The following is a 22,981-nucleotide window of genomic DNA, read 5'->3' on the forward strand; positions in this document are numbered from 1 at the left end:
ATTCGAAAAGCCCCTGTTAAAAGCAGGGGCTTTTTTTATATCTATTATTTTACCCCTCATTCTACCCCACATAAAAATTTGGATTGAGTTAGACAGATTTTGATTTCAGTTTAATTTTATATTGTGTAGTTAATCGCACCCTCATAATGGTCAATATCTTGTAATTGTTTGAAGAATTCTTTCGGGGCAACTATTGCTGCTATATGTATAATTATGAGTAGAATAGCTCCTTATAATACCAATCCCTTTGCATCACTAACTTGTAAAGTAAAATCGCCTGATATGTACCAAATTTAAATTAAGAGATATGGATAGTTCATGAATCTAATAAATCACTGTAGTAAGTTATTTCTTGCAATTCTTCTTATGATGAGTCTTTCAAATACATATGCAGCAAAGATACAAGCTGTAGATGCTGAAGTACAGGAGAGTGCTGGAGACGCAATGGAAGCTGCTGGAGCAGAAGCTGTAGAGGGTGGTGGAGGGGAGACTGCATGCCGTGCTGACGAGGCGTGTGATGTTGCATCTGCTGTTTCTGAGGATGAAATGTACGGTGGCATTCAACAACAATATGTTGTAAAAGGCTGTAAGGTAACAATCTACAACGATGGGCCTGTGAAAATGGTCAATGTAAAGACGGATCAACCATGTGATGCTCCACTTCCTAAAGACCATAAATTTTCTAGATAGACTTTGTGTACCTATAAATTATTTTGTGCGCCTTTCTGTTTTTTCTCAAAATCATGAACCATTCGAATACGCTCTTCAGTTGCTGGATGAGAGGATAAAGTATCAAGCACAACTGAAGATAGTTTATTAGCTGAAGATTCTTCCTGAGAAGTTGGTGGGTTGGCCTGATTCTTTTTATCGATACCTTCTTCTGTTGTATCGCTTAAACGTTGTAAGAAATTTGCAAAGTGTGAGACTTCGATATGCTTCCTATCCATCAGCTGTAAAGCATATAGATCGGCTTCGGATTCAAATTTACGTGAGTAATTTGCACCAATCATAGCGGCAGGTAAGGACGTAAATAAGTCTGAACTATCTCCTGTCATTGCAATGTATAATATACTTAGGCCTAAACTGGTTAACCCTTGTTGCAAACTATGGCGATAAACCAAATGGCCTTGTTCATGGGCTAATACGCCTAAGATTTCCTGATTCGTATGTGCCAATTTGATCAGTTCATCTGTGATAATAATCGTATTATTGGGTAGCGCTACAGCATTTGCCCCTAACTGATCACCTTTACGGAAGACTAATTTGGCTGGTTTGTTTTCAGCAACAGTATTCAAATATTGTTTAGTAATTTGATCTTTTTGAGTTTGTGCTAATTGGCTGGGTGCAGTCCAATTATTTAATACATAATTCTCGGCTTCATCACCTAGTTTGTTTAAAGTATTCTCAGGCAATTGAAAAGCAAGATAATGGGATGTGGCTGGAACACCCCATTTGACTAGACTGATCGCAAAAGTAATCACAAAAATTACACTAAAAAGAATAAGACCCGGAGAGCGTTCAAATTTCCAGATCGAATGTTGAACCTTTTTAGTTGTGTAATTAAACCATTCAGGTAATGCACTATGAAATTCAATCCGTGCATCATCAGATAATTCAATTACTGGGTGTAACTGTCCCAGCGCACCAATCAATTTCATATCACTATATTGATAATGACGCTGAAGTTCTAATTGCTCACCATACCGAATTAGAACTTCAGATTCAGATTGAGCTGAAATCTGAGCAGGGTATGGTTTAGACACTAGGCCATCATAGAAAGTGATATCTACTGCGTGGGACATAAATTATTAAACTCAGATTGTTATAAAGAGATGTCGATATCAAAAATATCACTGATTTCTTCAGCTAAAGCACTTTGCTCTTGTTGAGCGAGATTCATCATTTGATCTGGATCATCTAATAAAATTAAACTCATCGATTCAATTTTGTATTTGTGAATACGAACTGCAGCCCAAGCAGACATTAAACCTAGGGATAAGATTTTTACAATCCAGTTCGAGGCTACAATCCATGCGAAACGCCATTGGTTACAGTCTGTTTTAAATTGACTGTTCCCAATTGTAGTATTGTTCCATGTCGTAATAAAAATACGAGCAGCAATTAATGGATAAATAAATAATCCAATAAATGCATATACCGTAAATATTCCGAAGAATATAGCGTTTGGTGAGACTCCAGCAATTGTTCCTGCCATAGCAAAGTAAATGATTGAAAAAATAGCAATTACACCAATTGCAATAAAAACTGGTATATAAACTGCAGCCATATATGCAGACCATTTCGCGTTTAATTTAAAATTTAATTGTCCAGCATATAAGTTGTTAAGATAATATTTTTTATATAGCCAAATAGCGACAGGTGTAAAGATTCCTAAAGTGAAAATATATACCAATATACTCAAAAGAAAGACTTTATAAGATTCTTTTATCGTTCCACCAAAATAAAAACGTGCGTTGCCGAACTTACTATTTCTTGCAGTAAAACGCAAAGTAGCGCGAATTAGCCAAGGTACTGCTGCATATAATGCAACCAGTCCAACCACAGTCGCAATCATTGAATACTGTGATGAAATTGCAAATACGACGTAAATTCCTAATGCAATTAAACGTCCAATCAAAATCTTGGTTGGAATCCCTGTAAAATCAAAGCGGCGTTCAAAAAATTCTGTATTACCATAGAAATAGCGTAAGCGACGAACTTTAGCCCAAGGCGCATATAAGCTTAAGGTAATAATAGTCAAAAGAATATTAACGATCCAGATTCCAAAATATTCTGAGGCATTCCCATGAAACTTAAAATGATGAATTCCTGAGTGTGAAATTGGTGGAGTTGTAATATTTTGATCCTCATTTACATCTTGAGGAAGAGAGGTTAAAGCTTGGTCTTGCATTTTATTCTCTTTATTGAAAATATATGATCTTGATTGAATGTAATAGATAATTAGAAAACTATTGAGAATATTATATGTTTTTTATAAATTGAAATAAATAGAATGAAAAGCAAACAACTATTTTTACCATTATATTCTTATTGAGTTGTTTCGAGCAGAAAGCTTATCGCGAGAAGTATAAATAATAGGTTTAAAGGCATCGGTGACTTATTGTGATTGTAAATTTAGTAGTAATTCTAAGAAAAACTTTCTACATCATTAATTTCATCATTTACCATTTTTATATTCTCATCTTACCTGTTAAAACTAATATATCTATATAAATTTCAATCCCGTTATAAACCCCACTTTAACAATAACTCATTCATTATTTATCCTTACTTTTTAATGATCTAATTTAAAACAAATGTCATTTTGTGTGCTTGACTGTAAGAGCGTTGAATACTATTCTTCGCATGCTGGCCACATTGCCAGCCGGTTGTCGCAGACCGGGAAAACAAAGTCGATATGCAAAATTCTTATTTTGTGTGTCGGGAACTCGTTCGCCCCCTTTCGTTCTGCCACCATAATTTTAATGATTTGGCAGAACTCCCAGTAAAAAAGGAGTTGGCTTTGCACATTCATTATTTCTTGGCAGCCTTTGCCAAAGTCTATATCGACACAACTTAAAAATTTAAAGCAGCTTGAACGCCATAAGGTTTTCAGGCTTTAAGTCATTTTTACTTAAAACTTAGCAAAACAAAACTTGAGATGTGCCAAGCACCGTCTTACGGCTTTGCTGTGCCTTTTTTTCTCCCAAAAAGGCACAGGCTTTTTATCTCATTTAGAAACAACAAGAATTTATAACGGTAAAACTATGCCAACTTTAGAAATATCTTCCAAAAAATTACAGGTTGTTCAAACCGCAATCCAACTTTTTACGATGCATGGGTTCCATAATGCAGGCGTAGACCTGATTATTAAAAAATCCAAAATTCAAAAAGCCACGTTTTATAACTACTTCCACTCGAAAGAACGACTTGTTGAAATGTGCCTAATCTTTCAAAAAAGCCGACTCAAAGAAGAAGTTCTGGCAATTGTCTATTCACATCGCTACCCAACCGCAGCCTATAAACTTAAAGAAATTGTCCGTTTACATGTCGATTTAAACAGTTTTTACTTTTTGCTATTTAAGGCCATTTTTGAATTAAAACTGCTTTATCCTCGAGCTTACCGCATGGCGATTGAATATCGAAAATGGTTACTTAAAGAACTTTTTGATTTGATATTTAGTCTAGAAAGTCGTGGCTTAAAAGCTGATGCAAACATGATTTTATTTATGATTGATGGCGCAATCATCCAACTTTTAGATCCAAATAAAGCTAGTGAAAAGGAGCAGTTCTTGGATTACTTTTTAAATTTTCTATCTAAAATGAATGATTATCTTAGATGACACGATGAATAGATCATTGGATTCAGGATATTACCTATAAATCTTAAGTATAATATTAAAACCTGAAGTTAAGTTTTATTCAGATTATTTAAGTAATTTTCTTAGAGTGTAAGAGGTTAAATGTAGTTTAATAAACTTTGTTTTCTCATGGCGTTATAGTGCTATTTCTTAAATAAGTTGGCACTTACTAGAAGTTTATCCAATCTTACGCTTAAATAAAATATACAATCTTAATGATTTATTTTATGAAATTTAATAACTATAATTTAAAAAATTTGTTTAATAGCAATGATATCATTATGTCAAAATTAGAAGTAAAGGCTGAAAACCATAAAATATTTGTTTTTAAGAAAATATTTGAATTTGATTCAGCAAAGCAACAAGCTGAAAAGAAGAAGGTTAATGCTTTTGGAATGTTAGCAAAATTTAACTTTTTAAAACGTCCTACGGAAGAAACAGTACATTTAAAAAATCATATATTACGTTATGAACCATTTTGGTTTGTCTCAAGCGAGCGTAACCTTAATTACGATTGTGTTGTGACTTATTCTATTCCTGTACATAATTCACATGCGAAGCAAATTCAGGTTTATGAAGATCCTGAACAAAAAAATTATCCTATTACACGTCAACAGGATAAAGGCAAAATAGAATTGCAAATGAAAGAAGTTTGTAGCAGAAAAATAGAATTTTCAAATTACTTTGATGGCTTGCAACGTGAGCTTAAATCATCTCATTTAGCGGAATATATTAGAAAGTTTGAACTTTCTGAGGTAGATAAAGTCGAAGTTGATAATGTACTTCAACCATTACTATCTCTTGACTCTATTACTAGCATTGTCAGATCGGAACTACAAAATCAAAAAGTTCATGCAACTAATATTATTGAAGATTCAGAGGAAATAACTCAACTGTACCTATATTTTCGTCCAGTTTATGCATTTGAATATATTTGGTCTAATGCAGATAAAGTTGGCGTTATTGAGGTTGATGGACTTACAGGAGAAGTTATTGAACAAGGAAGTTGGTTCCGAAATACTTTTGATCAAGCTTTTACTAAAGAGAATTTAGTAGAACTTTCGGCAGAGTTAGCTAGTACGGTTGTTCCGGGTGGAGGAACTTTGGTAAAAGTCGCATCAAAGGCGATTCCTCTTTAATATAGCTTATAGCTGTTCGATTCTTCTAGCCAAACTTACTAGTTTGGCTTTTTATTTTTAGAATTTAACTTCGATTTATTGGGATTCATCTAAATCGCGTTCGCGGCATGATAATTCATAGTAATTACCTTTGGGTAAAGAACGGATTTTAAATCCATAGTAATCACTGTCCTGTTCTATAGGAGAGATTTTGCATTGATTAGTTTTTGCAAAATGTTCAATTAATTTCAAATTAGAGATTTGTTTAAATACCGCGCCCCAACCTTCACTAACGCAACAGCCCACATATTCAGACATATATTCATCTGAGATTAATACAACATTTTGTCCCATAAATTGATAAGGCTTTTTCAGTTTGTATATATCATTATAATCTGCCCTTGAAATAGTTGCTTTCTTTGCTATAAAGCCTTGTTTTTTGAGTATTTCAAACTTTAAAAAATCTTTAGTACCAGTGCCTAGTCCGCGGTAAATTGAACTATTGTCTTCAGCAAAAGTATATGAGCTAAGGACACTTACTAAACTTAAAAATAATATTTTTTTCATTTTAACTTTCAGATGTTATATGAGGTAATAATTTTTTCATATCCTCTTAATAATGTAAAGTAAGTCACTGATTTTATTGTTTCTCTCCACTAAGATTGGTTGTAAATATTTTGTTTTAAAATTTAAGTTCAGTTTAGATTTCAATAAAGGAAGTGAGAAGATGATAGGGAAAAGATACTAATATAAACAAAACATGAAATACCCTAAATTGAGACAGACTTATCATTCTGTTAGACTTGTTTAATTAATAATAAGGTTTGCATCATAATGTTGAATAATATCTTTGGTATTTTGGAAAAAATAGGATTTGGCGCTCAAAAACGTGCGATTAGTATCCAGTTTTCAAATACTGAGCTTAATTCACAGATTATGTTGCAACGTATTGATGGCTATCATGGTATTAATGATGGACTATCGGCAGAGCTTATTTGTTTATCTACAAACCCATATATTGAATTAAAACAATTTATTGGATGTCAGGTTGCAGTTGATCAAGTAACAGATGCAGGTCAGCTTTTTAGAACTACGGGTATTGTTACTGGTGCTAGCCAAGGTCAAAGCGATGGTGCTTTTAGTTTATATCGCTTGACTATGCAGGACGCTACTAGCTTATGGCATAAACGACGTAATAGTCGTGTGTTTATGAATAAAAGCGTTGTGGACATTATCGAAGTCATCTTTAAGGAATGGCAGAGTAAAAGTCCGTTATTTGCGTCAAGTTTACAGTTAGATACGACCGGTTTAACCAAAACATATGATGTACGCCCTTTTTCCATGCAGTCGAATGAAAGTGACTATGCATATTTAACTCGAATAATGCGTGAAGAATCGATTAACTGGCTTGTGGATGAGGCGAGTTATCTTGTAGCAAGTAATAGCCAAAGTATTGAGGCACAAAAACTACGTTTAATTGATGATAATGCTCAGTTTCAATCGCTCGAACGCAGAACCATCCGTTATCACCGTTCAAATGCGACTGAACAATATGACAGTATCACTAGTTTTATTGCTCAGCGACAGTTACAACCAACCGCTATCCATGTACAACGTTGGCAAGCTGATAGTCTAAGTCAAGAAGATGCCAGTGGATCAGTGGTCAGCTCACATCAACACAGCACTCAGCGAGACAATGAAAGCTTAAGTCTGGAACAGGCGTGGAATATATCTCCTGCTTGGATAAGCGATCTTAAAGGAAAGGATCAAGCCACCGCTTCAAGTAATTCTCAGTTAGAAAAACTGAATATGCACTTAAACCAATATCAGGCATTACAAGCCAAGTATTTTACTGCACATAGTAGTGTACGTGACACTCAAGTCGGTTATTGGTTCCAATTACATGATTATCCAGAGTTAGAGAAAAATCATAGTCAGCAAGATAAAGAGTTTTTAATCCTTAATAAGCACTTTTATAATCAAAATAACCTACCCAAAGATATTCAAGACCAAGTAGAAAAACTATTGACCTTAAGTCACTGGCAAAACAGTAAAGACAGTGAACAAGAGCGCCAGGCCAATGAATTTGTAGTTGTTCGCAGAAATATTAACGTTGTCCCTGAATATGATTCATTGAAGCATCGCCCCGTTGCCCATGTCCAACGTGCCAAAGTGGTTAGTGATGGTGAAGAAATTCATGTGGATGAATGGGGGCGAATAAAAGTCAGATTCTTATTCACACGTACCGATGACCATGCGCATGATGGTGGTGCGGGGGCCAATAATAGTGATACAGATTCGGCTTGGGTAGATGTCCTCACTCCTTGGGCTGGTGAAGGTTACGGAGCACGTTTTTTACCACGTAAAGATGAAATCGTAGTGATTGATTTCTTTGATGGCAACATTGATCGCCCATTCGTGACGGGACGCATCCATGAAGCTCAGCGTTCGCCAACGAAGTTTGATATTAAAGGGCAACTTCCTGACACAAAAAAACTGAGTGGTATTCGATCCAAAGAGGTTGGCGGTAGTGGATATAACCAGCTGCGTTTTGATGATACGACAGGGCAAATTAGCGCTCAGTTACATAGCAGTCACGGTGCAACACAGCTTAATTTGGGGAATTTAAGTCACCCTAAAGAAAGTGCGACGAGTGAAGGGCGTGGTGAGGGATTTGAATTAAGAACGGATCGTTCAGGTGCAATCCGAAGTAAGGGATTATATATCTCAACATTTGTTCAGAATAATGCCGCGGGTATACATTTAGAGGCAAATGAAGCAGTTCAAAACTTCACAGAAAGTTTAGAAAGTATGAAAGCTTTATCTGAATATGCTGTGAAACAGAAAGCAGAAGCTGCTGATATGCTTGGAAATATTAATCAGTATATTAAAACGATCGAATCTCAGTGGTCTGACTTAAAAGCGACTAAAGAAGCTTTAATGTTATTAGCTTCTCCAGATAGTATTTCTTTAGTTTCTGGAAAAGATATACATATTAATGCTTTAGATAGCGTAACTGTTGGAAGTGGGCAATCCATTAATGTCAGTACGGATGAACATCTAATTTTAAATGCTAAGAAAAAAGTAAGTCTGTTTGCAGGTGAGGAAGATTTAAAAATTTATGTAGCAAAAGGGAAATTTGATCTGCAATCGCAAGATAATGTATTAGATGTTTCTGCAAGACTCGATGTAAAAATAACATCCTCTGAAGGTAAAGTAGAAATCCATAGTCCAACTGAAATTGTATTTAAAGCAAAAGATAGTGCTCTAAAAATTAATGGTGAAGGCGTTACGGTCATTACTCCAAATAAGTTTACTGCTAAAGCAGGTCAACATCTCTTTACAACAGGTGTAAGTGAAAGCCCAACGCTTCCGATATTTCCAAATAATATTTGTTGGGAATGTCTTGCTCGACGCGCAGCACAACGTGGAGCTTTCATCAATAAAGGAGATGGAATGTAAATGATAGATAATCAAAGTCTCCAATTTTTGTTTAAAACTTTTGAAAAGTATCCGCTTGATCAAATTGGATTAAATATTTATGCAATCGCTGATGCCGCCCAAGATAAAAAATTTTTAAAGGTTTTAGAGCATTTACGTCAAAAATGCTTATTAAAAGAAGCTAGTGGTGAAAAAGCTAAAGAGATTTCTCCACATTTAATTCAGCTACCTAAAAATTTTACTTCACTTGAATGGGAGTGGATTGAAAGTAATATCGTTGGCACACCTAAAATGACAATTATTATTACGCCTTTAACTTTTGATTATCTTTATAAACATTTAAGAAATTTTTTAGATGTTGAATTTGATGGTGGTCTAGAAATGATGCTGGCATTTTGGGATCCTGCTATCTTGGCGACATTAGTTGGGCACAAAGCTGATAAAACTTTATATGTACAAGGCCCTGTATTTAACCCCCAGCAAATTGAAGCTTTACTAAAACCTATTCAAAGCTGGTGGTATTGGGATCGATTAAGTAATCTGCAAAGTATATTTGGACTAAATGAGCGTGTTGAAGTACTGCCATCAATCGAAAAGCCTTTACATTTCACGGTGGAACAAGAAGAAATGATGGTCGAGGCTACTTTTCCTGACAATCTAATTTATTACCTCAAACTCAATAACTCATTTTTGGTTGATAAAATTGATGATGAGTCATTATATGAATTTGTAATTGAAAGTATCCCTGAAGCAAGAGATCACTATTTATCTGGTACTCGCGATATTTTAAATTTTATTTGCCTAAAATTGATGTATGGAGTCCAATTTGAGTTGGATCACAACCTACAGCATTTATTAAATAATTTGAAAGATAGAAAGCTAACAATGGATCAGATTATGAATAGTTTGATGTCTAAAGCTGGGTAATCACTTTTTTAATTATGATTAATATGGCTTTAGTGAGAGTAAGTCAATATGAATTTAAAATGGAGAGAAATAATGAAATATAAAATGCTATTTATTTTACTTGTTATACCAGTAATTTTAACTGGTTGTAATTGGATGTATGGACAAATTTAAGTGATGGTAGTGAGCTTATGAATATTCATTTGTATATTTGTAGCCTGTTTATACATTAGAAACTACCACATCTAATAATTGAGTAAGTTCAGCTATAAAAGGTCCAAGATAGCAAGGAGAAATGAGGAAATACCATGAGTCTTAAAAAGTTTTTACTCTTACCAATAAGTTTAGCATTTAGTGCTGCAGGTTGTGCTGGTATTGGCCCAAACGCAACATATTATATGGGCACCACATCATTCAACTATGATCCAACTTATTCTGATTATATGTTGAAATTGAATGGTCAGGAAATTGGAGGCGGTTTTGGAGGCGCTATGTCGACTAACTCAATTAAAACTGGTGCTCAAGTCATTACATGGAAAGATGCAAAAACTGGTGAACCTCACTCTGCAAAAAATCAAGTGATTATTACTAAAGAGCAACTAAAAGGTATGAAATATTTAGCTGCACATTTATATCCAGATGATACGGTAGAAATTACGACATCTAATAATTGGCCTGAACCAACTGAAAAAGGTATTAAATGGTTAAATCAACTAAAAAATAATAAAAAGTGAGATTAGTTCATGTTTAAAAAAACAATTATAAAACGGACTATAGAAACAAATAGTGATGTTTCTAATACCCCTCCATCTGCGAAACAGGATTGTTCAGATGTAGTCCATATTTCAGTTTTTTTTGACGGTACCGGTAACAATAAAGATGCTGATGAGGAGCAAAAGAAATGGTCGAATCCTGCCCGATTATGGCGGAATGCCAGAGCTCTTATTGATGATCATAAGAAAGAAGGAAAAGATAGCTCAAATTATGCGATCTATGTATCAGGTGTAGGAACGCGTTTTAATGGTCAGTTAAATATTTTCCAACGAGCACTTGCTATGATCCAAGATCATAGTGGTTTGGGACTTGGTGTAGGATCAGGCGGTACTCGGCGGCTCGATTATGGAGAGGATCAACTTAATGATGCATTAAAACAAGTCATGATTCTGAATGCGAAAAAAGCAGAAATAGATACAAGTAAATATGCAAACGAAAAAAAGGTTTATAGTTTTGCTGAAGTTGAGAAAAGTTTAAGTCAACATCGTCTCATCAAAAAAATTAATATTTCCACTTTTGGCTTTTCTCGGGGCGCTGCTTTAGCACGTGCTTTTACCAATCAGTTTATGTGGCAATGCGAATCTGATTGTAATGGTTTAACTTATGGTACTGGAAAATATCCTATCGAATTTAAATTTATGGGTATCTTCGATACAGTCGCTTCTTTTGGTCTACCTGCAACCAACTTAAATAATAATTTAACTTTTGAAGGCCGAGACATGGTCATTGATGAACGGGTCAAAATGTGTGTTCATCATATTGCAGGAAATGAACAGCGTTTTGCCTTTCCTGTTGATTTAATACATAAAGAAAATGGTGAAATTTCGAATCCTAACTGGAAGGAAATTGTTTATCCAGGTATGCATTCGGATGTAGGGGGAGGTTATACTCCTGGAAGTCAAAATGTAAATGATAACTATGCTCGTATTCCACTGAAGGATATGTTGGAGGAAGCGGTAAATGCGGGTGTCCGTATGTTTGACTATAATCAATTAAAAGAAAAATATGGGGTTCTATTTGCTGAGCAATTTGAAATACAGGATAAAACCCTACATTTATATAATGCTGTGAAAGCAGAAATGCAGTCTAGCGGTAAAATTCAAGATCAAATTATTGCCACAATGAAAGTCTATTATGCAGCTTACGGGGCTTTAGCTGAAAAGAAAATTCTCTCTGTAAGTCAGCAAGCTCGTAACGACAATAAAATTCGTGAGTATATTCCGATAGGTCCATCAGATATGGCAACCGAAATTAGTCGTTTAGAAAAATTGCAAAAACTCACTGCTCCAAATACAACAGGGGGAATTAATATTTTTAGATTATTATCACCTGTTTCGAAAGCTTATGAGTTTTACTTGGGTATTGATGATTGGGAGTTTGCAAGCTGGAGAAAAGGAGCAAGCCCAGAAATTATGGACTTTTATCAGAATTATATACATGACTCCAAATATGGTTTTATTAGTAATGCGGAACCATTTAGTTACTTCCGACAAAGAACAGTTTACGAATCCCGTCGTAGTGGAAAAGGGAAAGAGGTAGATCAAAAAGTCGCTGAAGATAAAGCTGTATGCAGTGTAGGTAGTCAAGATGTTAAGCAAGAACAGCTTTTTGATGAATACCAAAAAGCCCAGCAGGACTTTAAAGCAGCCAGTTAACTCAATAAGAGTCAGATTGCAGCCGAAAACTTTCTCATCCTTGAAAAACTAAGGCTTGTATTGGTAGAGTCTTGATGGTGTTTATGGTGGTAGGAGAGCTAGAGTAACTAGTTCTCCTATTTAATTTAAATTACTTCTTTTGCTTAAAACGGTATTTACATTTTAGACAGCGATAATCTTGAAAAATATTCTTGTCGATTATTACGCCAGCTTTCTTACCAAAAATATTACCAACTACACCGCCAGTAATTCCTGCACTAATGGCACCAACAAAAGTCCCTACAGTTCCGCCAACAATTACACCTAAAGGACCAGCAACAGTACCAATAGCTGCTCCAACAGTAGCACCAGTCGCAGCGCCACCTACAGTGCCTGCCGTTGTACCGGCAGCTGTGAGTAAAACACCGCCAGTTGTTCTAAGTAATTTGTCATGGTCACGTGCTTCAATTTCTGTAGAACCACACTTAGGACATTGCAGAGCTTTTTCCATAAAATTTCCTGTCTTTCATCATTGAGTGACACAGTTGACGGCTAAATCAGTGCAGTGGGTAAAGAACCTGTCTTGCGATGCAGTATCTTTTGCCTATTGAGTGATCGTAACGATAAACTGGTCTGCTTTGATTTTAGCTGAACATTGACACAAATATTTATAGATCATGTAAACACTTGTACTTTAATAATTATCTCATTAAATACCGATGTTTAGAATGACTAAGGCTTACATATTAATATGTCTAGCAGAGAGCAATTTAATAATAATGAATAAAATGTGAATGGTTTTTTGAGTAGATTTTCTGAAGTTATTGAAGAGGACAAGCTATTTAATGATAAAAGGCTTATTCTGTTTGAATAAGCCTTTTTTGAAGATTAGAGTGATTTTTTCCAACTCAAAAATTTATATAATCCAAACATGAATGCAATCCAAATTGGAATTAAAATAACTGATTTTTCAAAGCCTTGAGTCCACATGATATATAAAATCATGCCAATAAAAATCAAAACGATATAGTTACTTAAAGGTGAAAATAGTGCAGGGAATTTGACAACTTTACCTTCAAGTTTCATGGCACGTTTAAACTTCAAATGAGTAAAGCTAATGATTGCCCAGTTTAAAACTAAAGCTGCTACAGCCATGTACATGAGATAGCTTAAAGCTTCTTCTGGGATAAAATAGTTCAGTAACACGCAACCAAAAATCAGAATAGAAGAGAAAATAACAGCAGGTGTAGGAACCCCTTGTTTGCTGACTTTTGTAAAAACTTTAGATGCGTGGCCTTGTACTGCTAAGCCGTACAACATGCGACTGTTTGCGTACATACCGCTGTTATAAACAGACAGTGCAGCCGTCAAAATAATAAAGTTAAGCAAATGCGCTGCCCAGCCAATCCCAAGCTGACTAAAAATCATCACAAATGGACTTTTATCTAAACCACCGAGGTCAAGCTGATTCCACGGAATGAGCGACATGATGATGGCAAGCGAAGCCACATAGAAAACCAAGATTCGAAAGATGACTTGGTTAATGGCTTGTGGAATGCTTTTTTCAGGATTTTCGGCTTCAGCAGCAGTCATCCCAATCAGTTCAATACCGCCAAAAGCAAACATTAAGAAGGCAAGCATATAAAACAGGCCCGAAAATCCATGCGGGAAAAATCCGCCATGCTGCCATAAGTTTGAAAAGCTAGCGATAGAGTCACTACCTGCGGTGAGCAATAAATATAAGCCAAACACGATCATGGCAATGACCGCCGCGACTTTAATAATGGCTAACCAAAACTCAGATTCACCATAAAATTTAACATTGCCTAAGTTCAAACACGTGACCAAAACAAAGAAAAATAAGGCTGATATCCAAGCAGGAATATGAGGCCACCAGTAATGCACATATTTAGCAACTGCTGTCAGTTCGGTCATTGCGACCAAAATATAGACCACCCAATAGTTCCAGCCCGATAAAAAACCAGGGAATCTTCCCCAATATTTTTGTGCAAAGTAACTAAAGGAACCGACCACAGGTTCTTCTACGATCATTTCACCCATTTGGCGCATAATTAAAAATGCGACCAAACCGACAATGGCATAACCTAAAATAATAGACGGACCAGCAGACTGGATGACTTGTGCAGAGCCTAAAAATAAACCTGTCCCGACAGCGCCACCCATAGCGATTAGCTGGATGTGGCGATTTTTAAGTCCGCGTTTTAATTGGGAAGATGAGTTGCTCAAAATATATGCGCTGAATAAAAAAGCTGATGCTATTGTAATAGATTGGCTAGGGATAACCTAATTTGAAAAGGATTTTACTCAGCTAAATAAAAAAGGATCCGTACAAAGCTATACGAATCCTTTTTTAGAAAATTAGTGATTCTATAAATTAGAAAGACACCATTTTGCCTGGGTTAATCATTGCGCCGATGCCATACATACTTTTTGCGAGTGGAATAACAACGGGAGCAAGGGTACGACCAAACATAATATTTTGATGGTCAATTTTAGATAACATTTCAAAGTCATTAGATTGCCCAATAAAGTCATTTGCAATGGCTTTACCAATGCGTACCGTCTGTGCAACGCCGTGACCACTCCAACCGTGAACAGCATAAATCGGGAACTTATTACCAAATTTACGGCTATCGACTGCACCATTTACGGTTAAATCAGTTGTTCCACTCCAGACAAAATCCATTTCTAGATTTTTAATTTGAGGGAAAACCGTATGAATTCGATGTTCTAGATAATTTAAAGTTTTCTCTGGCCCCCAACACGTTCCTGTGCCTTGGCCACCAAACAATAAGCGGTTGTTAAACACGGGACGGTAGTAATCAATCTGGAACTGAGTGTCATAGACTGGATGTCCAAATGGCAGAAGCTCTTTTGTATCAAGCTCTAGTGGGGCAGTCGTCGCAACATAGGTGTAAAATGGAATAGTAGTATTGCTTTGCTCTGATAAAAGTTTAAACGAAGCATGGTGTACTGCTAACACCACAGACTTTTTAGCTTTTACGACAGCATTTGCTGTTTGAACATAAATACCATCTGCTTTTTCTTCTATTGAAATGACTTCTGTTTGTTCATAAACAGTACCGCCATTTTGGCAAAAGCCATAAATTAAGCCACGGTTTAAAGCTAAAGGATGGATTTGTCCACCTAACTCATCAATTAAACCACCCGTATAGTAATCAGACTTAATAAAGTCCATGAGTTCGTGTTTACCCACAATGCGCGTATGGTCTTCACCTAAATATTTTCGTGCATCGGCGCCTTGTGTTAAACCAACTAAATGTCCTTCATGAACGGCGGCGGTAATGTGACCATGTTTTCGGTTAAAGTTGAGCTGGTATTTTTCTGCGATATCATCAATAAGTTGCATGGCTTCAGTAGAGGTAAAATGCCAAAGTTTTTTGGCATCTTCATAGCTTAAGCGATCGGCCATTTCTTGAGCTTCCCAGCGAGCTAAACCAGGGGTAAGTTGTCCGCCATTTCTGCCAGAAGCTGCACTACCAATGCGGTTTTTTTCTAATAAAACGGTATCTACGCCTTGTTCAGCTAAATGTAATGCACTTGATGAACCTAATAAGCCACCGCCAATAACTACCACATCGCATTCAATATCAGCTTGTAAACTGTCAAATGTATGCCAATCAGAAAGCGAGCTTTCATAGTAGTTTGCTGGATTATCTACCGCTGCACCTTCTACATTTTTTGTGTCAAATTTTGCATGTTTTGGATTTAACCAACTCCACTCTTTGCCCACTTGTAGAGATTTACTTGGTTTATATTCCACGTCTTTTAAAAGTTGAGGTTTAGAAATAATTTTCATAATAAAGTTCCTTAAAAATTAATAAGCATTGCTGATAGCAATACTTTGTTTTTTAATCGTTTTATAAATAAATAGGAGAATGCCCAAAGCTAACCAGAAACATCCAAAAATCAGTGAAGATGAGTCAAGATTAAGCCAGAGGCAAATAATGCTAAAGACTGATATAAGCGGTAAAAACAGGTTTAGAAATTTATTTTTAAACCCTGAACGCTGTTTATCTTTAATATAAAACTTCATAAAAACTGAGAAATTTACGGCTGTAAAAGCGACTAACGCACCAAAGCTGATGAGGCTTACGACTTGGGCTAAATCTAGAAAAACCGCAGACATTGAAATAAGACCAACAAACAAAACCGAGAAAAACGGTGTACCTAATGAAATATGAATTGTCCCAAAATACTTTTTAGGGAAAATATTATCGGTACCCATTATATACAGTAAACGTGAAGCGCTGGCATGTGAGGCAAGGCCAGAGGCGACTGTGTTCATAATTTGCCCGCACAAGAATACGGATTGGAAAAAAGCACCACCAACGTAAAGCACAATTTCAGGCAACGCTTCTGAAGGATGTTGAAAACGAAGATTGTTTGGAAAATAAAGCTGAATAAACCAAGCGGCTGTGAAAAAAATAAGCCCGCCAGCGAGAGTCGTTAACATGACTGCACGAGGAATATTTTTGGTAGGTTGTTTGGTTTCATTAGAAAGCGTGGTAACCGCATCAAAGCCCATAAATGAAAAGCACAAAACTGAGGCACCCGCAACGAGAGGGAGTAAAGATTGGTGCTCATGCCAGAGTGGCGCCAATGTAAGCACATGCTCATAACCTTGAGTCGAGCCAATACCCTTAATCACTAAATAAACAAAAATGACCATGAGTATGATCGGTGCAAACACAAACAACAGGCTTAAATTGGCGAGCAACCGAATGCGGAAACAGTTTACTAAAGTGACTAGGCTTGCCGACACAATTACCCAGAACCAGTAAGGCAGACTTGGGATAAGGGCTGTGAGATAAATTGCGGCTAGCAAAACATTAATGAGGGGTAATAATAAATAGTCGAGTAGTGAACACCAACCGACAAAAAAACCACTTTTAGGCCCTAAACTTTCAGCAGTATAGCTATATGCCGAGCCTGATTTTTCTGAATTTTGACTAAATCTTGCATAGCTCCAAGCGGTAAGTAACATGGCACCAAGTGCGAGTAAATAGGCCAGTGATACATGTCCATTGGTAATTCCAGAGACAATACCGAAAGTGTCAAACACCGTCATGGGAGTCATGTAGGCAATACCAATAATCGTGACTTGCCAAAGAGACAGTTTTTTTAAGGAAGACGTTTTTTTTTCCATGTCATTTCAACCTCAAATTCGTTGTTTTGCTTTTCATCCGGAAAAGCGATGCTATTTTTGAGCCAAAACTTCCCCTAGACTTGAATAAACACGTCTATTTGGAGAAAGTTTGTACAAAAGTGGGTGGCTGTTTCGCCTTGGTGATGCCCTAAAGCAAGATCAAATACTTATATCTTTGATATAACTCTAGATCACGACCAATTGAAAAGATTGACACGGTCGTGAGAGAACCTGCTTGGGGCTTTGGCCTTTAAATAATGTGCCTGTTCTGATGGTGATATCATTTGAAGTAATCACTCGAGAAGAGTCGTTAATCACAATTGCTTTTTGTTTAATGTTTTTAAGCTTCGGCATAAGAATTTTTTCCAGTGCGGAAACTAAAATATCGGTAGCAATTACACCGATAAATTGATCACGAATCATGACTGGATGGGCAAGGGTGATGGTGTATGCACCATTGCAAATATAGTCGACATAGGGTCCATGGATGCACGGACTTTTGTTTTGAGCAGGTTTATGGAACCATTCAAAAGAGCGGAAATCTAAAAATCGCTGAGCATTTTGATAGTTTTCAAGCTTGGCTTGCTGTAACTGATCTTCTTTTTTATACCACCATTCGAGTGTCCAATAGTCCTGCTCTTCTTGCGTTGCAGGGCTATAACTTGCAAAACCAATACCCTGACTGTAATGGCTTTCCTGTAAGGCCTTTTTAATTTCCTTTTGCAAAGCAGTGCGTTCTGAACCTGAAAGCTTAACGTCTTTTGTTTTTTCAGGTTCATGTTTTGAAAGAATTTTGCTCGCTTTAGTTGCCAGCTTTTCGGTAATGGCTGTCGTTTCTTCAACCACCGTCTTTAACAAATTTTGAAGCTCTTCTATATCTAAATGTTGGGTCATTCCTATAACTCCTAAAATTCCGTATTTCTCACTCGATATTTTATAAGTGCTCTACTTTATTGTTTTTATTCAATAGATAACTTATATCGAAGCATTTGATCTGTTAGCATCGAAATGATTTTTCGCGCTTGAATAACAGCATCATCTTCATTGCCTTGAACAAAAGATGATAAAAGTTGGTGGTATTGAGCGACGACCGATTGATGGAATTGATCATCTTGGTAAAGCACAGCAATGAGCGGTGCCCATTCGGCTTGTATGGTTAACTCTTGATTTGCCAGTCGAGCTGATTGAGCAAAAGAGGTAAGTGTTAACAAACAACGTAAATCAAGTTGGGCACGTGTGTCTGGTTCAACGGCCTGTTCAAATTGATCAATAAGCTCTTTGATTTTACCCAGTTCATATTCAGTAGTTCTTTGTGCTGCCAAATATGCACCATGGCTTAAAATTGCACTATGAAACTCGCCTAAATCAGCTAGATATTCATTGGAAGCCTGACGCAGAGGGTGCTTGTTTAAGAGTAAATCGGAAGGCAACTCACAAACAAAGCTTCCGCCGTTTCGCCCGCGTCGTGTATCAATCAGACCTTTTACGCGTAAAGTATTTAAAGCTTCACGGACCGTAATGGGTGACACTCCCATTAAGCGAGCTAGATCCGCCTCGTTAGGAAGCTGTTCATTGCTTTTGAGCAATCCAGAGATAATTGCATTTTCCAAGCGTTCTACAACTTGTTCCGATCGAGTTGCCTGAGCGATAGGTGCAAAAATTATCGTATATGCTGACATGGCGAATTCTCTAAAAGCTAAGTCAGAGACTTAGCTTAATGAAACGGATAAATGATTAAAACACGCCATATTGATGGACTGCCTGTTCATCTTCAGGCACAGCTGGTATTGCATCCCAAAGTTCAACAATTTTGCCATTATCGACTCGCCATAATTCAAAATAGGCATGTCGATTTCCAGCAATACTTCCTTCGGAATGTGTCAAGACAAATTGACCATCAGCAATGGAGCGATGCGTTTTGGAGTATACCAAACCTTGTCCTTCATTACGGATATTGTTCAAAAAATCAATCACTGCCTTAACACCATCGCCAATGTCTGGACTATGTTGAATGAACTGATCGTTGTGAGTGTATTCTTTAAATGCTTCGTAATTGCCATCAATTAATGACTTCTTAAAGAAAGAGGTCACAATCTCACGATTTTCCTCTGGGTCATGGTGAGTGACGATTTCAGTCGGACCATCTAATTGAGTTCTACCACTCACATTTGGCGCGGCTTCTGCCACCAGACCATCCCAGTGTTCCACAATTTTGCCGTCTTTTACTCGGTAAATATCAAAACCGACTAAAGGATTTTCATCTAATCCTTGAAAGCGGCCATGAATTGCAACCAAGTCACCATCTGCTAGTACACGTACAGCTTCGTGTTGCATGTCAGGACAGTCTTCTACCAATTGGCGAAGGCCCGAAATGCCATTTGCAACGAGTGGTGAGTGTTCTATAAAGTCTTCAGAAAAATAACGGTCTAAAGCAGTGGTGTCGTGCAAATTAAAAAGCTCGTGATGGGCTTTAGTCACCAAGTCTTTCATTTCTTGCTTATTCATTTTGATCTCCTTTCAAAACGCATTGTTATTATTCGTTTGAACTCATCACATGTTTAACGCGAGTATATTCTTCAAAACCGTAGCCAGATAAATCTTTACCATAACCTGATTTTTTGAAACCGCCGTGTGGCATTTCTGCGGTTAAAGGAATATGGGTGTTAATCCAAACCGTACCGAAATCAAGTTCACGAGAAAGACGAGTGGCACGGGCATGGTCTTTAGTCCAAACACTTGAAGCTAAGCCATATTCAACATCGTTGGCTTTTTCAATCGCATCATTTTCATCTGTAAATTTTTGAACGGTAATCACTGGTCCAAAAATTTCATTTTGAATGGCTTCATCGTGTTGTTTTAAGCCACTAATAACGGTTGGTTCAAAATAAAAGCCTGGACGGTCTGCTTGTTTTCCACCTGTTTCAACTTTGGCGTGAGCAGGTAAGTTGTCGATAAAGGCTTTAACATTTTTTAATTGGTTGGCATTGTTGAGTGGGCCATAAAGTGCGTCTTGATCATCGGGTTCACCAAAACGGGTATTTTTTGCAGCTTCAACTAACTTGCTTAAAAATTCATCATGAACAGATTCAGCCACAATCACACGCGTTGCCGCAGTACAGTCTTGGCCTGCGTTGAAATAGCCCGTTAATGCAATCATTTCAACTGCTTTGTCGAGGTCAGCATCTTCAAAAACCACTACAGGTGCTTTACCACCAAGCTCAAGATGTGCCTTGGCTAGATTTGCTGCGGCAGAAGCTGCAACTTGTAATCCCGCACGAACTGAACCTGTAATCGAAACGAGAGCAGGGGTTTTATGTGATACAACTTTTGAACCCACCTGAGCTTGGCCTAACACTACGTTAAATGCACCTTTAGGGAAAAATGGTGCAGCAATTTCAGCAAGTAAAAGCGTACTTTCCGGCGTTGTATCACTTGGTTTAAGTACCACGGTATTACCTGCGGCTAAAGCTGGAGCAATTTTCCAAACAGCCATCATGAGTGGATAGTTCCAAGGTGTAACTTGCCCAACTACACCGACAGGTTCACGGCGAATAGAAGAGGTTAAACCTTCTAAATATTCACCTGAAGCTGTGCCATTGAGTAAACGGGCAGCACCTGCAAAGAAACGAACCTGATCTGCTGATGCACCCACTTCTTCAGATGCAATTAAGTGTTTTAACTGACCCGTATTACGACTTTGTGCTTCAATTAAACGATCAGCATTTGCTTCAATAGCATCTGCCAAGTTAAGTAATGCTTTTTGACGAGTCGAAGGTGTACTACGTCCCCAAATTTTAAACGCTTCTTTTGCAGCAGCATAAGCTGCATCAACTTCTGCCTCGGTCGCATTCGGTGATTGCGCATAAACTTCACCAGTGACTGGGCTTACCAAGTCGAAATAATCATTTCCTTTGCTAGCAACATATTCGCCGTTAATAAAGTGTTGTAGTTGAGTTTTAGCCATTTTTTATACCTTGTCCTTAGGTTTTAACATATAACATATAATACTATATGTATTATGTTTTAAATTTTCTGTCAAATGCTTTGATGAGAGGAGTGAGTGAAAAAAGTGAAAATTTAAATCAAATTGGATTTTAAGTTTTTGATTTGATTGTTTAAAAAATATTAAAAATTTATTGAAGATTTTTAGGAGAGGTTGATTGTCGTACTAGTTCAGTAGATTTGATGAAAGATAATTGAATAATTTTCTAATCGAGAGCAGCTTGAGGAGCCAAGATTTAACTTAGCTCATCAATTTCGAGTTCTTATTTATTGAAATTAAATTGAATGATTAGGTCTTATGACTCGCAAGCAGAATGCTAGTTTCACTGTTATAAATACCTGAAATATTCCTGATTCTTTCTAAAACTTTGTCGAAGTTTTCTAAAGTATCAGAACGTAGCTCGACCAAAATGTCCCATTTGCCATTCGTTTTATGTAAACATTCCACGGCACTTTCTAGGCGTAGTTCTTTAATCACAGACTGCGCTTTGGTCCCTTCAACCATAATGCTCATCCATGCACGGATGACGTTTCGTTCAGCATTGGGTTTAAAACGAACTGTATATCCGGTAATAATGCCCGAAGACTCTAAATACTCGATTCTCTTTTTGACCGTTGCCCGTGAAACGTGAACTTTTTCGGCTAATTCGGTAACAGACATCCGTGCGTTATCTTTAAGCAAACCTAAAATAATTTGATCAATGTTATCCATATTGTAATTGTCAATTATCAAATTGGTAAAAAATAATTCATTTTTTACTGAATTACAAATTTTGTGAATCAATTTGATTTTGAATAATAGGGTCATCAATTAAGCCTAATAATTCAATTTAATGGAATAGATAAGATGAATAATTTTGCAGTTTCTCGTAATGACTTTAACGAGTGGATGGTTCCAGTTTTTGCACCAGCAAATTTCATTCCGGTACGTGGCGAAGGTTCACGTATTTGGGATCAAGAAAATAAAGAATATATCGATTTTGCGGGCGGGATTGCAGTAAATGCATTAGGTCATGCGCATCCAGTGGCAGTAAATGCTTTAACAGAACAAGCAACAAAACTTTGGCATGTCGGTAACGGTTATACAAATGAACCCGTTCTACGCCTTGCAAAACAACTCACTGAAAATACATTTGCAGACAAGGTTTTCTTCTGTAACTCAGGTGCAGAAGCGAACGAAGCAGCATTAAAACTAGCTCGTAAAGTTGGACTAGACAGCGGTGTTGCTGGTAAAAGTGGCATTGTGGCATTTAACAATGCTTTCCATGGCCGTACCTTATTTACCGTTTCGGCGGGTGGTCAACCTAAATATTCACAAGACTTTGCACCACTTCCGAACGGTATTAATCATGTTGCCTTTAATGATTTAGAAGCTGCAAAAGCGGTCATTAATGAGCAAACTTGTGCAGTTATTGTTGAGCCGATCCAAGGTGAAGGCGGTGTTATTCCTGCTGACATCGAATTTTTAAAAGGCTTAAGAGCACTGTGTGATGAGTTCGGTGCCTTACTTATTTTTGATGAAGTGCAAACTGGTGTTGGCCGTACAGGTGCACT

20 protein-coding genes are annotated in these 22,981 nt (G+C 36.9%); 8 read left to right on the forward strand and 12 right to left on the reverse strand.

What is annotated here, in order from left to right; all coding sequences use genetic code 11:
* Positions 1-366 precede the first annotated feature (366 nt).
* The gene (locus tag MKL33_RS05220; protein WP_270906619.1) at positions 367-690 is read left to right on the forward strand and encodes a hypothetical protein; all 324 of its coding nucleotides are present in this window, start codon (positions 367-369) and stop codon (positions 688-690) included.
* An 11-nt stretch (positions 691-701) separates the two neighbouring features.
* Here the strand turns inward: MKL33_RS05220 and MKL33_RS05225 are convergent, their stop codons facing one another.
* Positions 702-1,802 carry a M48 family metallopeptidase gene (locus MKL33_RS05225; RefSeq protein WP_270906611.1) on the reverse strand — a complete coding sequence of 367 codons (1,101 nt, stop codon included), beginning with the start codon at positions 1,800-1,802 and terminating at the stop codon, positions 702-704.
* Positions 1,803-1,822: 20 nt separating this feature from the next.
* Positions 1,823-2,911, reverse strand: coding sequence for a YjgN family protein (locus tag MKL33_RS05230; RefSeq protein WP_039757233.1), 1,089 nt, complete (start codon positions 2,909-2,911; stop codon positions 1,823-1,825).
* An 856-nt stretch (positions 2,912-3,767) separates the two neighbouring features.
* Here MKL33_RS05230 and MKL33_RS05235 point away from each other — a divergent pair.
* Both MKL33_RS05235 and MKL33_RS05240 read left to right on the forward strand, forming a co-directional pair.
* Positions 3,768-4,343 carry a TetR/AcrR family transcriptional regulator gene (locus tag MKL33_RS05235; RefSeq protein ID WP_069036841.1) on the forward strand — a complete coding sequence of 192 codons (576 nt, stop codon included), beginning with the start codon at positions 3,768-3,770 and terminating at the stop codon, positions 4,341-4,343.
* A 233-nt stretch (positions 4,344-4,576) separates the two neighbouring features.
* Positions 4,577-5,500 (forward strand): hypothetical protein, encoded by a 924-nt coding sequence (locus MKL33_RS05240; RefSeq protein ID WP_081313871.1) that lies wholly within the window; start codon positions 4,577-4,579, stop codon positions 5,498-5,500.
* Positions 5,501-5,575: 75 nt separating this feature from the next.
* Here MKL33_RS05240 and MKL33_RS05245 read toward each other — a convergent pair whose 3' ends face one another.
* Complete coding sequence (locus MKL33_RS05245) at positions 5,576-6,046, reverse strand: hypothetical protein (protein ID WP_032004098.1); 471 nt, start codon at positions 6,044-6,046, stop codon at positions 5,576-5,578.
* Between the two features lie 267 nt (positions 6,047-6,313).
* Here MKL33_RS05245 and MKL33_RS05250 point away from each other — a divergent pair, with 267 nt between their 5' ends.
* The 4 genes from MKL33_RS05250 to MKL33_RS05265 all read left to right on the forward strand — a co-directional run bounded on the left by MKL33_RS05250 (position 6,314) and on the right by MKL33_RS05265 (position 12,255).
* The gene (locus MKL33_RS05250) at positions 6,314-8,941 is read left to right on the forward strand and encodes a type VI secretion system Vgr family protein (RefSeq protein WP_270906612.1); all 2,628 of its coding nucleotides are present in this window, start codon (positions 6,314-6,316) and stop codon (positions 8,939-8,941) included.
* Positions 8,942-9,847: a DUF4123 domain-containing protein gene (locus MKL33_RS05255; RefSeq protein ID WP_069036839.1), complete on the forward strand. Its 906-nt coding sequence runs from the start codon at positions 8,942-8,944 to the stop codon at positions 9,845-9,847. It abuts the gene before it with no gap.
* A 287-nt stretch (positions 9,848-10,134) separates the two neighbouring features.
* Positions 10,135-10,560, forward strand: a complete 426-nt coding sequence (locus MKL33_RS05260) for a hypothetical protein (RefSeq protein ID WP_005303536.1) — start codon at positions 10,135-10,137, stop codon at positions 10,558-10,560.
* Between the two features lie 9 nt (positions 10,561-10,569).
* Positions 10,570-12,255 carry a T6SS phospholipase effector Tle1-like catalytic domain-containing protein gene (locus MKL33_RS05265; protein ID WP_069036838.1) on the forward strand — a complete coding sequence of 562 codons (1,686 nt, stop codon included), beginning with the start codon at positions 10,570-10,572 and terminating at the stop codon, positions 12,253-12,255.
* Positions 12,256-12,385: 130 nt separating this feature from the next.
* Here the strand turns inward: MKL33_RS05265 and MKL33_RS05270 are convergent, their stop codons facing one another.
* The 9 genes from MKL33_RS05270 to MKL33_RS05310 form a co-directional block, all read right to left on the reverse strand.
* Complete coding sequence (locus MKL33_RS05270) at positions 12,386-12,745, reverse strand: hypothetical protein (RefSeq protein WP_002120526.1); 360 nt, start codon at positions 12,743-12,745, stop codon at positions 12,386-12,388.
* 377 nt (positions 12,746-13,122) lie between these two features.
* On the reverse strand, positions 13,123-14,481 hold the full coding sequence (locus MKL33_RS05275; RefSeq protein WP_081399183.1) for an amino acid permease: 1,359 nt from the start codon (positions 14,479-14,481) through the stop codon (positions 13,123-13,125).
* A 148-nt stretch (positions 14,482-14,629) separates the two neighbouring features.
* The gene (locus MKL33_RS05280) at positions 14,630-16,075 is read right to left on the reverse strand and encodes an NAD(P)/FAD-dependent oxidoreductase (protein WP_270906613.1); all 1,446 of its coding nucleotides are present in this window, start codon (positions 16,073-16,075) and stop codon (positions 14,630-14,632) included.
* A gap of 18 nt (positions 16,076-16,093) precedes the next feature.
* Complete coding sequence (locus MKL33_RS05285) at positions 16,094-17,425, reverse strand: APC family permease (RefSeq protein WP_270906614.1); 1,332 nt, start codon at positions 17,423-17,425, stop codon at positions 16,094-16,096.
* A gap of 186 nt (positions 17,426-17,611) precedes the next feature.
* The gene (locus MKL33_RS05290; RefSeq protein WP_270906615.1) at positions 17,612-18,319 is read right to left on the reverse strand and encodes a cache domain-containing protein; all 708 of its coding nucleotides are present in this window, start codon (positions 18,317-18,319) and stop codon (positions 17,612-17,614) included.
* Between the two features lie 65 nt (positions 18,320-18,384).
* Positions 18,385-19,104 carry a FadR/GntR family transcriptional regulator gene (locus tag MKL33_RS05295; RefSeq protein ID WP_017387191.1) on the reverse strand — a complete coding sequence of 240 codons (720 nt, stop codon included), beginning with the start codon at positions 19,102-19,104 and terminating at the stop codon, positions 18,385-18,387.
* 55 nt (positions 19,105-19,159) lie between these two features.
* Complete coding sequence (locus MKL33_RS05300; RefSeq protein WP_002120573.1) at positions 19,160-19,930, reverse strand: nuclear transport factor 2 family protein; 771 nt, start codon at positions 19,928-19,930, stop codon at positions 19,160-19,162.
* Between the two features lie 28 nt (positions 19,931-19,958).
* Complete coding sequence (locus tag MKL33_RS05305) at positions 19,959-21,389, reverse strand: gamma-aminobutyraldehyde dehydrogenase (protein ID WP_002120548.1); 1,431 nt, start codon at positions 21,387-21,389, stop codon at positions 19,959-19,961.
* 327 nt (positions 21,390-21,716) lie between these two features.
* On the reverse strand, positions 21,717-22,139 hold the full coding sequence (locus MKL33_RS05310; protein WP_002120489.1) for an Lrp/AsnC family transcriptional regulator: 423 nt from the start codon (positions 22,137-22,139) through the stop codon (positions 21,717-21,719).
* A gap of 135 nt (positions 22,140-22,274) precedes the next feature.
* Here MKL33_RS05310 and MKL33_RS05315 point away from each other — a divergent pair.
* Positions 22,275-22,981: aminotransferase class III-fold pyridoxal phosphate-dependent enzyme (locus MKL33_RS05315; RefSeq protein ID WP_270906616.1), on the forward strand; the 707-nt coding region annotated here is incomplete at its 3' end.

This window comes from Acinetobacter sp. AOR43_HL (assembly GCF_027854635.1).
In the GTDB taxonomy this organism is placed as follows: Bacteria; Pseudomonadota; Gammaproteobacteria; order Pseudomonadales; family Moraxellaceae; genus Acinetobacter; species Acinetobacter pittii.

Bases quoted from the DNA above. Each gene is read 5' to 3' on its own strand.
- MKL33_RS05220 (WP_270906619.1), top strand. From the start codon at position 367: ATGATGAGTCTTTCAAATACATATGCAGCAAAGATACAAGCTGTAGAT.
- MKL33_RS05225 (WP_270906611.1), bottom strand. From the start codon at position 1,802: ATGTCCCACGCAGTAGATATCACTTTCTATGATGGCCTAGTGTCTAAA.
- MKL33_RS05230 (WP_039757233.1), bottom strand. From the start codon at position 2,911: ATGCAAGACCAAGCTTTAACCTCTCTTCCTCAAGATGTAAATGAGGAT.
- MKL33_RS05235 (WP_069036841.1), top strand. From the start codon at position 3,768: ATGCCAACTTTAGAAATATCTTCCAAAAAATTACAGGTTGTTCAAACC.
- MKL33_RS05240 (WP_081313871.1), top strand. From the start codon at position 4,577: ATGATTTATTTTATGAAATTTAATAACTATAATTTAAAAAATTTGTTT.
- MKL33_RS05245 (WP_032004098.1), bottom strand. From the start codon at position 6,046: ATGAAAAAAATATTATTTTTAAGTTTAGTAAGTGTCCTTAGCTCATAT.
- MKL33_RS05250 (WP_270906612.1), top strand. From the start codon at position 6,314: ATGTTGAATAATATCTTTGGTATTTTGGAAAAAATAGGATTTGGCGCT.
- MKL33_RS05255 (WP_069036839.1), top strand. From the start codon at position 8,942: ATGATAGATAATCAAAGTCTCCAATTTTTGTTTAAAACTTTTGAAAAG.
- MKL33_RS05260 (WP_005303536.1), top strand. From the start codon at position 10,135: ATGAGTCTTAAAAAGTTTTTACTCTTACCAATAAGTTTAGCATTTAGT.
- MKL33_RS05265 (WP_069036838.1), top strand. From the start codon at position 10,570: ATGTTTAAAAAAACAATTATAAAACGGACTATAGAAACAAATAGTGAT.
- MKL33_RS05270 (WP_002120526.1), bottom strand. From the start codon at position 12,745: ATGGAAAAAGCTCTGCAATGTCCTAAGTGTGGTTCTACAGAAATTGAA.
- MKL33_RS05280 (WP_270906613.1), bottom strand. From the start codon at position 16,075: ATGAAAATTATTTCTAAACCTCAACTTTTAAAAGACGTGGAATATAAA.
- MKL33_RS05285 (WP_270906614.1), bottom strand. From the start codon at position 17,425: ATGGAAAAAAAAACGTCTTCCTTAAAAAAACTGTCTCTTTGGCAAGTC.
- MKL33_RS05290 (WP_270906615.1), bottom strand. From the start codon at position 18,319: ATGACCCAACATTTAGATATAGAAGAGCTTCAAAATTTGTTAAAGACG.
- MKL33_RS05295 (WP_017387191.1), bottom strand. From the start codon at position 19,104: ATGTCAGCATATACGATAATTTTTGCACCTATCGCTCAGGCAACTCGA.
- MKL33_RS05300 (WP_002120573.1), bottom strand. From the start codon at position 19,930: ATGAATAAGCAAGAAATGAAAGACTTGGTGACTAAAGCCCATCACGAG.
- MKL33_RS05305 (WP_002120548.1), bottom strand. From the start codon at position 21,389: ATGGCTAAAACTCAACTACAACACTTTATTAACGGCGAATATGTTGCT.
- MKL33_RS05310 (WP_002120489.1), bottom strand. From the start codon at position 22,139: ATGGATAACATTGATCAAATTATTTTAGGTTTGCTTAAAGATAACGCA.